14 protein-coding genes are annotated in these 12,573 nt (G+C 67.3%); 7 read left to right on the top strand and 7 right to left on the bottom strand.

Annotated elements, in window-relative coordinates; genetic code table 11:
- The first annotated feature begins 33 nt into the window (after positions 1–33).
- From V9G19_RS26875 to istB, 4 genes are all read left to right on the top strand, one after another.
- On the top strand, positions 34–171 hold the full coding sequence (locus V9G19_RS26875; protein ID WP_462288435.1) for a hypothetical protein: 138 nt from the start codon (positions 34–36) through the stop codon (positions 169–171).
- Positions 168–536 carry an IS3 family transposase gene (locus tag V9G19_RS26870; protein ID WP_462288434.1) on the top strand — a complete coding sequence of 123 codons (369 nt, stop codon included), beginning with the start codon at positions 168–170 and terminating at the stop codon, positions 534–536. Before V9G19_RS26875 ends, V9G19_RS26870 begins: the two co-directional genes overlap by 4 nt.
- Positions 537–687: 151 nt before the next feature.
- Positions 688–2,247 (top strand): IS21 family transposase, encoded by a 1,560-nt coding sequence (istA, locus tag V9G19_RS26865; RefSeq protein WP_462288433.1) that lies wholly within the window; start codon positions 688–690, stop codon positions 2,245–2,247.
- Positions 2,248–2,266: 19 nt separating this feature from the next.
- Positions 2,267–3,064, top strand: coding sequence for an IS21-like element helper ATPase IstB (gene istB, locus V9G19_RS26860; protein ID WP_462287510.1), 798 nt, complete (start codon positions 2,267–2,269; stop codon positions 3,062–3,064).
- 252 nt (positions 3,065–3,316) lie between these two features.
- Here istB and V9G19_RS26855 read toward each other — a convergent pair whose 3' ends face one another.
- On the bottom strand, positions 3,317–3,505 hold the full coding sequence (locus tag V9G19_RS26855) for a hypothetical protein (protein ID WP_462288432.1): 189 nt from the start codon (positions 3,503–3,505) through the stop codon (positions 3,317–3,319).
- Between the two features lie 3 nt (positions 3,506–3,508).
- Here V9G19_RS26855 and V9G19_RS26850 point away from each other — a divergent pair, with 3 nt between their 5' ends.
- Complete coding sequence (locus V9G19_RS26850; RefSeq protein WP_462288431.1) at positions 3,509–4,180, top strand: IS3 family transposase; 672 nt, start codon at positions 3,509–3,511, stop codon at positions 4,178–4,180.
- Positions 4,181–4,307: 127 nt separating this feature from the next.
- The gene (locus tag V9G19_RS26845; RefSeq protein ID WP_462288430.1) at positions 4,308–5,066 is read left to right on the top strand and encodes a transposase family protein; all 759 of its coding nucleotides are present in this window, start codon (positions 4,308–4,310) and stop codon (positions 5,064–5,066) included.
- Between the two features lie 1,134 nt (positions 5,067–6,200).
- Here V9G19_RS26845 and V9G19_RS26840 read toward each other — a convergent pair.
- The 6 genes from V9G19_RS26840 to V9G19_RS26815 all read right to left on the bottom strand — a co-directional run bounded on the left by V9G19_RS26840 (position 6,201) and on the right by V9G19_RS26815 (position 11,867).
- On the bottom strand, positions 6,201–7,712 hold the full coding sequence (locus V9G19_RS26840) for a DUF6056 family protein (protein ID WP_462288429.1): 1,512 nt from the start codon (positions 7,710–7,712) through the stop codon (positions 6,201–6,203).
- Positions 7,713–7,815: 103 nt separating this feature from the next.
- The gene (locus V9G19_RS26835; RefSeq protein ID WP_462288428.1) at positions 7,816–9,831 is read right to left on the bottom strand and encodes a beta-propeller domain-containing protein; all 2,016 of its coding nucleotides are present in this window, start codon (positions 9,829–9,831) and stop codon (positions 7,816–7,818) included.
- A 122-nt stretch (positions 9,832–9,953) separates the two neighbouring features.
- Positions 9,954–10,316 (bottom strand): HipA domain-containing protein, encoded by a 363-nt coding sequence (locus tag V9G19_RS26830; protein ID WP_462288499.1) that lies wholly within the window; start codon positions 10,314–10,316, stop codon positions 9,954–9,956.
- Positions 10,317–10,471: 155 nt separating this feature from the next.
- Entirely contained in the window at positions 10,472–10,912 is a 441-nt protein-coding gene (locus tag V9G19_RS26825) for a HipA N-terminal domain-containing protein (RefSeq protein ID WP_462288427.1), read from the bottom strand.
- Positions 10,902–11,240 (bottom strand): helix-turn-helix transcriptional regulator, encoded by a 339-nt coding sequence (locus tag V9G19_RS26820; protein WP_462288426.1) that lies wholly within the window; start codon positions 11,238–11,240, stop codon positions 10,902–10,904. Before V9G19_RS26820 ends, V9G19_RS26825 begins: the two co-directional genes overlap by 11 nt.
- Before the next feature lie 231 nt (positions 11,241–11,471).
- Positions 11,472–11,867: a DMP19 family protein gene (locus V9G19_RS26815; RefSeq protein ID WP_462288425.1), complete on the bottom strand. Its 396-nt coding sequence runs from the start codon at positions 11,865–11,867 to the stop codon at positions 11,472–11,474.
- A 127-nt stretch (positions 11,868–11,994) separates the two neighbouring features.
- On the opposite strand from V9G19_RS26815, the gene V9G19_RS26810 reads away from it, so the two are divergent.
- A complete protein-coding gene (locus V9G19_RS26810) occupies positions 11,995–12,462 on the top strand; it encodes an adenylyltransferase/cytidyltransferase family protein (protein ID WP_462288424.1) in 468 nt (155 codons plus the stop codon).
- Positions 12,463–12,573: the final 111 nt, after the last annotated feature.

The following is a 12,573-nucleotide window of genomic DNA, read 5'->3' as shown; positions in this document are numbered from 1 at the left end:
GAAGCGCGTGATCGCGCGCGGGCGGATCGGCCGGTGAGCGAGTCCGAGCGGGCGGAGTTGATCCGTTTGCGGTCGGAGAAGAAGACCGACGCCGCGACGATCGCGCAGCTGGAGATGCAGGTGGCGTTTGCAAAAAGAGTCGCGGCCTGGTTCGCGAACGAGCAGCGGTGAAGTACGCCGCGATCGCGGACTGGGCCAGCGAGGGCGAGTTCCCGGTGAAGTTTATGTCCGCCGAGTTGGAGGTCTCCACCTCGGGGTATTACAAGTGGCTGGCGGCGCAGTCGCAGCCGTTGGGGCCGCGGGCCAGTGAGGATGCGCAGCTGCTGACCCTGATCCGGGTGCTGCACAAGTACCTCGACGGCAACCCGGGGGTGCGCCGGATCCACGCCGGTTTGCTCGCGATGGACCGGCGGGTCTCCCGCAAGCGGGTCCACCGGCTGATGCAGCAGGCGGGGCTACAGGGACGTCACCCGAAGGCGTGGCGCAAGACGACCATCGCCGGGGACGCGCCGGCTCAGGTGAGTTTGGCAGCCTGATTTGGCCCCACTGTGACGGCTTGAACTGGCCCCACCTGTGTGTCTGTGTGGGGGTGTCGTGACGGTCTGATTTGGCCCCAACCCGGGTTGGCTCGATGTGACAGGTGTCGTCGAGTCGAAAGCGGGGCGCGGGGTCGTGTGGAGGTCGAGGGTGGAGTTGTTCGAGCAGATCCGCCGGGATAGGCGGCTGGATGAGTCGATCTCGATCCGGGGGCTCGCGGATCGGTATGGGGTCCATCGCCGTACGGTCCGGGCGGCGTTGGCGGATCCTGTTCCGCCGCAACGGAAATTGGCGGAGCGTCGGGCTCCGGTGCTGGATGGGGCGCGGGAGTTGATCGACGCGATGTTGACCGCGGACCTGACCGCGCCGCGGAAGCAGCGGCACACCGCGGTCCGGGTCCGGGACCGGCTGGTGACCGAGCACGGGCTGGTGATCTCGTATTCCACGGTCCGTGATTATGTCCGCGTGGCGCGGCCGCGGATCGCCGCGGAGGCCGGCCGCAGTCTGGATGAGGTGTTCGTGCCGCAGTGGCACGAACCGGGCGCGGAGGCCGAGGTCGACTTCGCTGATTTGTGGGTTGACTGCCAGGGGCAGCGGGTCAAGTGGTATTTGTTCACGTTCCGGATGTCGTACTCGGGCAAAGCGGTTCACCGGGTGTACCAGTCCGCGTCGCAGGAGTCTTTCCTGGCTGGGCATGTTGCCGCGTTCACCGAGCTCGGTGGGGTCCCGGTGGGCGCGATCCGGTATGACAATCTCTCGGCCGCGGTGAAGAAGATCTGCCAGGGCCGCTCGAGGGTCGAAACCGACCGGTGGACGATCTTCCGCTCCTACTACGGCTTCGACGCCTTCTACTGCCGTCCTGGCCGCGACGGCGCCCACGAGAAGGGCGGTGTCGAGGGTGAGGGCGGCCGGTTCCGCCGTACCCATCTGGTCCCGGTCCCGGCGGTGACCAGTGTCGGGGAGCTGAACGCGTTGTTGGCCGGGTACGACACCGCCGACGATGCCCGGCGGGTCGGATCGCGCACCAGCACAGTGGGGTTCGACTTCGCCCACGAGAAGCCGCTGCTGCGGCCGCTGCCGGCTGAACCGTATGAGGTCGCGACCACGTTGACCCCGCGGGTTGATCGACACGCCCGGGTCAGCGTGCGGCAGGTCTCCTACTCCGTCCCGGCCCGGCTGGTCGGGCGGCGCGTGCGGGTGGTCCTCGACGACGAGCACGTGAGTGTCTATGACGGGCAAGCCCTGGTCGCGGTCCATGCCCGCTCCACCAATCGCGGCTCCCAGGTGCTGGTGCTCGATCACTACCTCGATGTGCTGGCCCGTAAACCCGGGGCGCTGCCCGGCGCGTTGGCGCTGGCCCAGGCCCGCACCTCCGGGGTGTTCACTTCCACCCATGACGCCTGGTGGGACGCGGCCCGCCGCGCCCACCCCGACGACGACGCGGCCGCGACCCGCTCCATGATCGAGGTGCTCCTGCTGCACCGGAACCTCCCGGCTGCGGCCGTGCTGGCCGGGATCCAGGCCGCCCTGGCCATCGGGGCCACCAATCCCGATGTCGTGGCCGTCCAAGCCCGCCACGCCGCCACCGCCCCGGACAGCGGGATCGTCATCCCCCTCCCCGCCCGGATCGAGACCGACCCGCGCCCGGTACCCGACCTGACCGCCTACGACACCCTGCTCAACCCCGCCACCACCACCGAAACACACTGAGACAGAAAGAAGAATCCTCATGCCAGCACGAACTGCCACCCACGCCCGCGGCACCAGCAGCATCGGCGGCGGCGACGCCGCCGCGATCGCCGCCGTCGCCATCGCCGCCCGCACCCTGGGCCTGCCCACCGTGCGCGACGACCTCGACGAACACCTCGCCACCGCCGAACGGGAACACCTCTCCTACGCCGGATTCCTCGCCGACCTCCTCAGCGCCGAATGCGACGACCGCGCCACCCGACGGCAAGCCCGCCGCGTCCGCGAAGCCGGGTTCCCGAGACCGAAACGGTTGGAACAGTTCAACTTCGACGCCAACCCCGCGATCAACCCCGCGACCATCAACACCCTCGCCGCCGGCGAATGGATCACCACCGGATCCCCGCTATGCCTGATCGGGGACTCCGGCACCGGGAAAACCCACCTGCTCATCGGGCTCGGCACCGCCGCCGCCGAACAAGGCCACCGGGTCCGCTACGTGCTGGCCTCGAAACTGGTCAACGAACTCGCCGAAGCCGCCAGCGAGCACCAACTCGCGAAAACCATCGCCCGCTACGGCCGGCTCGACCTGCTCTGTATTGACGAACTCGGCTACCTCAGCCTCGACCGCCACGGCGCCGAACTCCTCTTCCAACTACTCACCGAACGCGAGGAAAAGGCCTCCATCGCCATCGCCGCGAACGAGCCATTCTCCTCCTGGACAACAACATTCACCGACCCGCGCCTCTGTGCCGCGATCGTCGATCGCCTCACCTTCAACGGCCACATCATCCAAACCGGCACCACCAGCTACCGACTCGCCCACACCCGCAAGAACTAAGACAGAACCACCAGCCTGGGGCCAGTTCAAGCCGTCACAGTGGGGCCAAATCAGGTTGACATACTCAGGCACCGGCGCCGGACCTGATCGGGCGGTCGTTCACCGCGCCCGCGCCGGGCCTGGCGTGGTGCGGCGACATCGTGCGCCACGAGGCGCCTTGGACTCGAGCGGGGTGAGAGACCTTCGCCGCGGGGCCGTCGCAGCGGTTTCGTGAAGTTGGGGGCAGCCTCAGGGTCCCGGAAAGGTCGTATCTCACCAGGTCAGCGCGCATGTGATGGCTCGTTCTGGGTTGCGTGAGTGATGCCTGGTCGCGGCTGCGATGTTGGAGCGGCCGGTCAGCCTCAGGATGCTGATCGCGGTGTTCCGAAGGCTGGCCATGATGCGGGGCAAGACGCCGGTGCGGACCTGGGAGCGGTCCTCGTCGAAGGTGGCATCACGCACCCAATGGACGCGGTTCTCGATTCCCCAATGGCCCTGCACCCACGCGGCCAGGGTGGCCGGTTGTGCGTCGTGATGGCTGGCGGAGGTGATGAGGTAGACCACCTCCACGGACTTCTTCCCGTTCTTGGTTGGTTCGGAGGGCGGGCCAGGGAAACCCACCGGCCGCAAGACCGGCAGGGCGCCCTGGCCCGACCCAACGCCTACATCAAGACCTGGACCGGGTGGGCCTACCTGGCCACCGTCATCGATCTGCACACCCGTGGCCTGGTCGGGTGGGCCATCGCCGACCATATGCGCACCGACCTGGTCATCGACGCCTTAAGAATGGCGGTGGAGACGAAGAAACCCGCACCGGGTGTCATATTCCACAGCGACCGTGGAAGTCAGTATACCAGTCAACAATTCGTCGACTTCTGCGCCGAGCATAAGATCCGGCGGAGTGTCGGCCGCACAGGTTCGTGTTTCGACAATGCTGTCGCGGAATCATTCAACGCGACCTACAAGAAGGAACTCGTTCACACCCGTCCCTGGCCCAGCATCGGGCACCTGACCCGGGCGTCTCGGAACTGGTTCATCTACTACAACCTGTTCCGTCGGCATTCCACAATCAACTACTTGACACCATTCGAAAAGGAGGTAGGCTGGACAAAAGATCGGCGAACTACCCCACAATGAGGCTTATTCAGGGGGAGGAACGTAATACAAACGCGACATTCTGACCGGAGCGCCTAACAAAGCGACAGCCCGCCCTTAGAGAGCATTGGGTTAGCACACTCAAACACTCCAGAACGGGCCGTCGCGAATGTATTCTACCACCGGTTTCACCAGGGGCCAGATCGACCGTCTCGTCATCATGATCCGCGACCTGCAGAACGCAGGATATCCAGTGGCCTACCCACCGTCGCTGGGACTGCGAAAGTCGATCATCATCACCATGACCCATCTGCGCCGAAACCACACCCAAGCAGACCTGGCCGACCGGTACGCCACCTCCCAGCCCACGATCTCGCGGACCATCGCCGCGATGACCCCCGCCCTCGCCGACGCCACCGCCGACTGGATCCCGGTCGCGGACGACCTCGACCCCGACGTCCCCCTGATCATCGACGAAACCCTGCTCCCGTGCTGGTCCTGGGCCGACATCCCCGACCTGTACTCCGGCAAACACCACACCACCGGTGTCAACGTCCACATCGCCGCCACCCTCTCCGGCCGGCTGCTGTGGGTCTCCGATCCCCTTCCCGGGTCCACCCACGACCTGACCGCCCTGCGCACCCACGGAGTCCTCGACACCGAGGACCTCCTCACCATCGTCGCCGACAAAGGCTATATCGGCGCCGGCCTGATCACCCCGATCAAGAAACCACCCGGTGGAGAACTCACCGACGACCGGAAACAATTCAACAAAGAACTCAACGCGATCCGCGCCACCATCGAACGAACCATCGCCCACCTGAAAACCTGGCGGATCCTCCACACCGACTACCGGCGGCCCTACCACACATTCGCTCAAACCATCACCGCTGTCCTCGGGCTACAATTCCTGAAACTAGCCTCGTGAATAAGCCTCCATGGATGCCTTACTCGCGCCCTTGCAGCCATCGCGGCAGGCGACCATCGAGACGTGCGAGCCTGGGCTGATGCCGTGAGGCCCCGGTCTGCCGGACTAGAAGATCAGTTGCGTTTGCAACAGGGTGACAAATTTCTCAATGACAGGTGCGCCGTTGATGGAGGGCTTCAGCCCGAACGAGCCCTTCTGGAACAGGAAGTCGCCCACGGAGAGTTCCACACCGCTCCCGCCATCGATCCCGTGGAGTCGCCATGACGCTGACGTCCATGATGCCCACTAGGCCCCCGGGCCCCTTCAGCTGCAGGTCCGTCACGATGCGCCCGTCCGCCGCGGAGGCCCGGCGAAGGAGCGTCATCGACCCCCTAAAGCCGGACTTGCACAACGGCGCCACCTGCTCAACGGCATCCGCGACCTCCGTCGGGGACAACCTCGTGTCTCGCCGGAATTCGTAGCGCTCCGCGACGATTGCACGCGCGCGTTCTCGCTGGCTCACTGGGGCGCTCCGTTCGGTGAATTCCGCATGCTGAGTTGGTACACGCCCCGGGCGAGAAGAACGAGGCCGAAGACCATCGGAAGCACGGCGGTGACGATGAGTGTGCCCGGGGTCATCAAGTATCCGATGAAGGAGAGTGCGAGGGGTATCACGATCAGTAGCAGTCCATTCCGGACGTCTCGTCGTGCCTGCTGCTGGTCGAGACGCGTTGCCAGGGAGCGAAGGTCGGTGTCGGGCATCGGACGTCAGTGCCTCGGTAAGGTTGTCATGGTGACAGTCCAGTCGCCGGCGGGCTCCGCCACCAGTCCGCCTTTGAGGGGACAGCCAAGTAGCATCGCCTCGCCGGCGGACATCCGCCACCGAGTGGAGCCAAGACGGGCAGTTACCCACTCACGCAGATGCGCTCAGGTACACGCTGTCCCACCTCGGCCAGCGGCGACAGACTCCACAAGCCCGGCCCCACCGTGGCTGGGCCGACGCTGCTGGTGCGCCCCGGCGGTGATCGACACGCCCCGCCAAGTCGAAAGGAGCCTTCCGGCACGCCTAAGGGCGAAAGCCGTGCCGAGGGGGCTAACCCACCCCACCAGCACCACAACGCCGCCCCTACCGCAACCAGCGTTTCCCTAGCCTAGCTAGCGGGCGATGACCTCAATGTCGCGCGGGTGGTCGCGGAAGTAGCGAACGCCGATCTTCTGATCGCGTGGTTGGTGCACCCAGTCGCGATACGGGAAGGGCGTCAGCTCGACGCTGGGGGCCCCGGAGCGGACGGCCGCCGCCATCGCGGCGACCCGCTCTGCGGCCACCGCGGCGTTGGCCCGCTCGATCACGAACAGCCCGCCGACCCCGGTCACGCAGAGCGCGCCGAGCAGCGCGGTCGCCACGACTCGTCGCGTCCGGGCGGGGCTGTCGAGCAGCGGCCGGGCCAGCAGCGCGACGATGGCCAACAGCGTCACCGTCGGGCCATAGACGTTGCGCGGCCCGATCGGGGCGACGATGAGCAGCGGGCCCAGCATCGCGAGCGTGGCAATCAGCAGCGCGGCGAACGTGGCCCGCTCGTGTCCGGGCCGCAGATAGCGGCTCGCGGCGGCAACCAGCACCGCGAGCAGGAGCACCAAGGCAAGCAGGTCGACGCGGAGCGCGCGCCGGTGACAGCCGGTCAGCTCGACATCAGTGCAGGTCAGGCGCACATCGAAGACCACCCGGCTGAGCAGCGCGTATGCCGCGACGCCCAGCATGCCCGCGGCGATCAGCAGATCCGGCCAGCCGCGCCGACCCGCGCTACCCCCGAGCGCGGCGCGGCCCAGCACGGCCACGCTCAGCAGGGTCAGCAACACCGCGTTGGACAGCACGAACGATTGGGTGATCAGTGCGTAGTTGGGGACCGCCGTGGCGATCAGGTCGTGCAGGGATGCGGCATACGAGAAGTAGGCGTCCTGGTGGCGGCCGACCTCCCGCAGCCCGGGTGAGGCGAGCATGGTGATCGTGCCGAGAACGGCACCGAGCGCGGCGGCGAGGATGGCCGCGTCGAAGCGGCGGCGGATCGCGCCGATCAGGCCGCCGCCGACCGCCAGCGTGGCCAGGGCCGCAGTGACGTGCTCGACGAACAGGCAGCCGGCGAACGTGGCCAGCCCGGCCAGCGCGACCACAACCGCCCGGCGACCGCGAGACCCCTGCCTGCCGCGGCCACCGAGGAGTCCGGCGAGCAGCAGCACAGCGAGCATCGGCGGCACATAGTTGAAGAAGCCCGCCGACCAGCCGTAGCTCTCCCGGAACACCCCGGGCGGCACCAGCAGCAGCCCGCCGAAGGTCAGCAACACCGTTCCGGGTGACCGGCTGCGCACCAGCCACGACGTGAGCGCAACCAGCCCGACGATCGCCGCGGCCTTGGCGCCCGCCCGCACCCAGACCGGCTCGATGAGCGCAAACGATAGGCCGTTGCCGAGAATGCGGCCGTTGTGGCCGGTGTAGCTCTGCCACGTCCTCTCGAGCAGCGCGCGGGCGGTGCGCGGTTCGAAGGCGATCCGGCTCCAGTCGTCCCCGGTCGGCGGCATCAGCCGAGTGAGCAGGAAAGCGACCGCGAGCAGAGCGGCATACAGGATGGGAGCCGGGCGACGCCGGCTGATGACCGGGTCGCGGGACGGCATTGCGGCGTCCTCGCTCCGCTGGTCAGCGCTCAGTTCTCACCCCGTGGTCGTTTCCGGACCGTCCGATCTGCTGCACGATGATGGTACCGTGCGCAGCCGCCCGTCAGGAAGACAGGCGGACGTAGGCCTCATGCGTCAAGGTGGCGAGGTCGAAGCGTTCCAGCCCCTGGAAGTCCACCGTCCACAGGTCCGAGCCGATGACCAGCACGCGTCGCGGCCCGTCGCCATACTGCTGGTCGGTGTCGGTTGACGCGCGCTTGCCCTCGGACAGCGTGCGATCGCCAACATTGATCGACAACACGCCGGAGAAACCCGGCGCTTTGGTGTCGGACTCGCGCCAGGACGTGGCCGGCAGGTAGGCCTTTCCTTGCCACCACAAGAAGGCGCGGTGATCCCACTCCGCCGGGGAGTTGGTGTCCTTCCAGGTCAGCTGGGCCAGGCGCGCCGGCTTGGCCGGGACGGAGATGTCGAAGAGCGAGGCCTGCAAACCCCTCGTCTGCCCGTTCTCGATGTCTGCGTCTTGACCGACGCCGAGCAGCCGGCCGTCACCGAGTGGATGGAGGTATGCCGAGTAGCCGGGGACCTTCAGCTCGCCCGCCACGCGTGGTGTCGTGGGGTCGCTGGTATCGACCAGATAGAGCGGGTCGGTTTGCCGGAAGGTGACGACCGCCGCCAACTCGGGCGACAGATAGCGCACCGAACGGATCTGCTCGGTCAAGCCCATCCCGTCGACTCGCCCGATCGTCACCAGTTTTCCGCCCTGCTCACGCAGCACCAGGAGCGAGGACTGGGAGCGCTGCCGCCGCCACTCCAGCCCGGCCGTCGTGGTGGCGACCCGGATCGTGCCGTGGTCTTCATCGAGCGCGAACTGGTTGACCAGCCGGCCGGCGACCCTGCCCGACCCGGTATAGGTCGTTGCCGCGGGGTTGCTGATGTCGAAGGCGTGCAGGGTGGTCGTCATCTTCGCCGGGTCCGGGGTGCGGATCCAGCCGGCGCTGAACAGATCCCACGGGCTGGTCGCGACGATCAGCCGGTCGCTCGAGGCATAGACCGTCTCGCCGCTGGCCACGACACCGACGGTGGACTTGGGTGCGACGCTTCGGGCGTTCGCGGCCATGTCGAAGGTCACCACCGACAAGGTGGCCACGCCGGCGAACTCCTTGGGACGTGCCACCGCGGCGCAATTGGTCAGCTGCTCGGTGCCCTGAGCCTCGCCCTGGGCGTTCAGCTGCTGGATGTGGGGCACCCAATCGTCGATCGTGCTGTCCGCGATCGCGCGCTGGTTGGCCTTCTTGGCCTCATCCTCGGCGGTGAGCGAATTGTCCTTCGGCTGCGTGAACGTCAGCCCAGGGGGTTGGCTGACCATGACCATCCGCACCGCATCGCCGATCATCCGGGCGGAGCGGTAGGACCCCTCCATGCGCACCGCCCCGAGCACCTTCGGGTTCCTCGGGTCGGACAGGTCCACACGCGTGACGGTGGTCCGTTCCGAAGGAAAGCCCGGTGCTCGGAGATCTCTCGCGATGTCAGAGGCACCGAAGAACGGGCCCGATGTGGTGCTGAGCACGATCATGGTGTCGCCGGACAAAAGCAGTTCGGAGGAGGCGTCCGCGGCCTTGGGGATCGAGATGGTGGCCAGCCGGGTGGCGGTCGCGGCGTCGGTGACGTGGATTCGGCCGCCGCCCTGGGCGGTGACGATGATCCGGCCGTCGGTCTTGACCTGGTCGGCTTCGTCGACGCCGCTCTCCTGGTTGTTCGTTTCGCTGTAGTCGCCGGCCGTGTCCGCGGTTCCGGCTGCCGGCGTCGACGCCGCGTCGTCCGCGGTCGCCCGGGCCTCCAGCCGCATGACGCCCTCCCGCCCCCCGTATCCGCCGAGGCCGTAGGCTCCGACGAGCGGCCTGGCCTTGGCTCGGTAGTAGTCGAGCAGTTGCGCGCAGGAGTCGAAGGCGACCAGTTCCCCCAAGAATGGCGACTGCGGATGTGCCGTCGAGGTGGCTCGCGCGGTGGCGTCACCGTCACAACCGGCGAGCACCGCGGCGGCCGCGGCCGTCCCGACGGCGACGGCCGCGACCCAGCGCCGGCGCATGTGAGATTGGGAAAAGATGGGCTCGCTGGTCATGGCCTGGCTCCACGGGTGAGTGCAATCCGATCTCGTATGACGCACTGCCTGCCCGCCCCGGTTCCCTGCCCTAGGGACGGACTCAGCAGGCACCTGCGCCCAGGCGCCGCCGGCGACGAGCGTCAGATCACCCCGCGGGTGGCTCCCGGATGCAGGATCTGGTTCCTGCGCAGCACGCTTCGGTCCGCCTCCCGCAACCGCGCGAGGTCGGCGGCTGCCGACCAGTTCGTGGTGATGCTCTCGCTGATCGCCTCGATTCGTGCCCGCGCCTCTTCGCGGGTGAGGTCATAAGCGGAGCACGAGTCGATCAGCCCGCTAAATGTGCTCTCCCGCTGACCATTCAGTCCGTATGCCATCGCTTGACTGGCCGTTTCGCCGGACCGAATGCCCGGCGCGAGGTCGTAGGCGGGAGTGAGGGTCAGCTGGTGCCCATTCCAGAAGGCCGCGTGATTCCGCGCGTGGTCGTCATGGTTGCTGATCGCCATGTTGAAGGCGATCCGATCGAAAACAAGCCGGCCCACGGCAGCCGGCGTCCTCGACCAAAACCTTGGGACGGGCGCCGCCGATGCTGGTGCCGTGGATGAGCGCAGCCTCTGCGACCGGCGAAAGCTGCTTGCCCTGTTGAAGTCGAGCTGCAGCGTCATGGAGTTCGTCGAGGGTCGCTGTGTCGGACCGGTCGACATACACGGTCGGACTCATTTGAAAGTCCAGGGCACCGAAGCGGTTGCTCCCCGACTCCAGGAGATAGCCGATCTCGCTCAAGCCGTTGTCCGGCAACCCCGAGGCGGGCCTCGATGACCCGACGCCCCCAGGCATCCGGTGATCCGTCCCGGAGGCACCCGGGCATGGCGAGAGCGTCGAGGGGCTCGATAGTGCCCGGACGCAGCGGCAACTCCGGTCCGTAGAGGCTCAGCGCGTCTGGGCGCGCCAGGTAGGACTCCCCGTAGCCAAAGACAATCCGATCTCCACGCTGGCGCAGCCGGCCCACGACCACCGGCTCGGCGTGCCCTGGCAGCCAGGCCCAGGCATAGGCCGGTGTGGCGTCGGCGTGGTCAGAAGTCCTGACGTCGTCAGAAGTCATAGTCCTCGTCGACCTTCTCGGGACGAACCCGAGATCCGATCAAGGCCAGTCTCTCCTCGCCGCGACGACGCATCCGGGCGAGTTCGGCCCGATCCTCGGTCCCGAAGAGCGGGACACCCGTCAGGACGGCGGCGTTCAGCACGGTGCCGATGGCGGTGCCAGGCGCGCCGGCCTCCAACGCGAGGACCGTCGGCTGGGATACCCCGAGCCGGGCCGCGAGATCTGCCGCTGTCCACCGGCGGCCGTGCCGGGCCTGGCGGATTTGCGAACCCAGAATCCGCAGCGCCTCGTTTGCCTCCGGAAGCGGCGCGATCGTCCTGCGCGGCATCGCACCTCCAATAGACTGGTTCTAAACCACGATAGCCTAAACTTTATTTACTCTCTCGTCCGTTTGGTTGGCCGTCGTCGCCCCTCGGCATGGTCAGTGACCTCTTCCACGCGGTGGAACTCCTCAAGGCGGCCAGGGCTTATGGGGGTTGGCTTGTCGTCGGCCTGCTCGGCGACGAGTACGCCGCGGAGGTTCGCCGCTCGAGGTGGATCTCGTGGGCTGTGCAGGCGACTAGGACGCCAGCTGGGCATCGAGGAGGGCGTCCGCATCGGTCGAGCCCTCCAGGTCAAAGAAGCGTTGGTCGAGTGCCTCGAGTGCGGCGTCACGGTCGAGCCCGTCCATCAGCGCTTCGCGCTCACGCTGACTCGCCGGGTAGGTGGGGCCGAACAATTCCATGGCGTCACGCAGCACCCCGGCCCACTCCTCGCCTAGCGCCGTCGGCAGGGCATCGAGCGCAACCGGGGCGGTGTCGCCGCCCCAATTGCGGAAGTAGCCGTCGAAGCCGCCAGAGTTCACCTCCTGCCGAAGATCACAGATCGCGGCTACCCCCTGCTGAACCGGCGACAGGTCCTTCCGCGGGCTCTCTCCCAACGACTCGTAGAACTCCCAGACACCCATGTGGGGCATCTAACGACATCGTCACCGGGTGCGCAACCCGCGACGGAAGGCGCATCGACGGGTCCGCAGCCGCGGGGATCGCCGACCGGGCCCGAACGTCCCGCTCCAGCGAGGAGGTGGGGCATGATTCCTCCGCATGGGCAGGCTAGCCGCAAGCTCCGGCAGTGCGCGGGTCTACGTCGACATGGTCGGTGACCTCTTCCACGCGGGACACGTGGAACTCCTCAAGTCGGCCCGGACGTACGGGGACTGGCTTGTCGTCGGCGTGCTCGGCGACGAGTGCGCCGCGACCTACAAGCGCCGGCCCGTTATGAACTTGGCCGAGCGGGTCGCGGTCATCGCGGCCTGCCGATATGTGGACGAGGTCATCGCCGATGCGCCGTTCCAGATCGACGAGGAATTCCTGGCCAGGTATGAGATCGCCACGGTGGTCCACGGCGATGACCGGTCGCCGGAGGCTGCCCAAGCCGTGTACGGCGCGGCCATCAAGGCGGCAAGATTTCGCTACATTCCACGCACATCCACGATCTCGACGTCCGCGCTGATCCAACGAGTGCTTGACGCCGATGCCGCAGGGACGCTCCGCCCGGACACGACCCGTTGACCTGTCGCCAATGCTGTCGCCCAGCCGTCGTTTGCCGCCCGGACGTTAATCATCCCGGCCAACGTGGTTGGGTCGACCCTCCGGATCGACCCAACCACGTTGCGCCAATTG

It is taken from the genome of Nostocoides sp., assembly GCF_037045025.1.
Classification (GTDB): Bacteria; Actinomycetota; Actinomycetes; order Actinomycetales; family Dermatophilaceae; genus Nostocoides_A.
The sequence above is the reverse complement of the archived record's forward strand: the minus strand, read 5'-3'. Positions and strand labels throughout refer to the sequence as shown.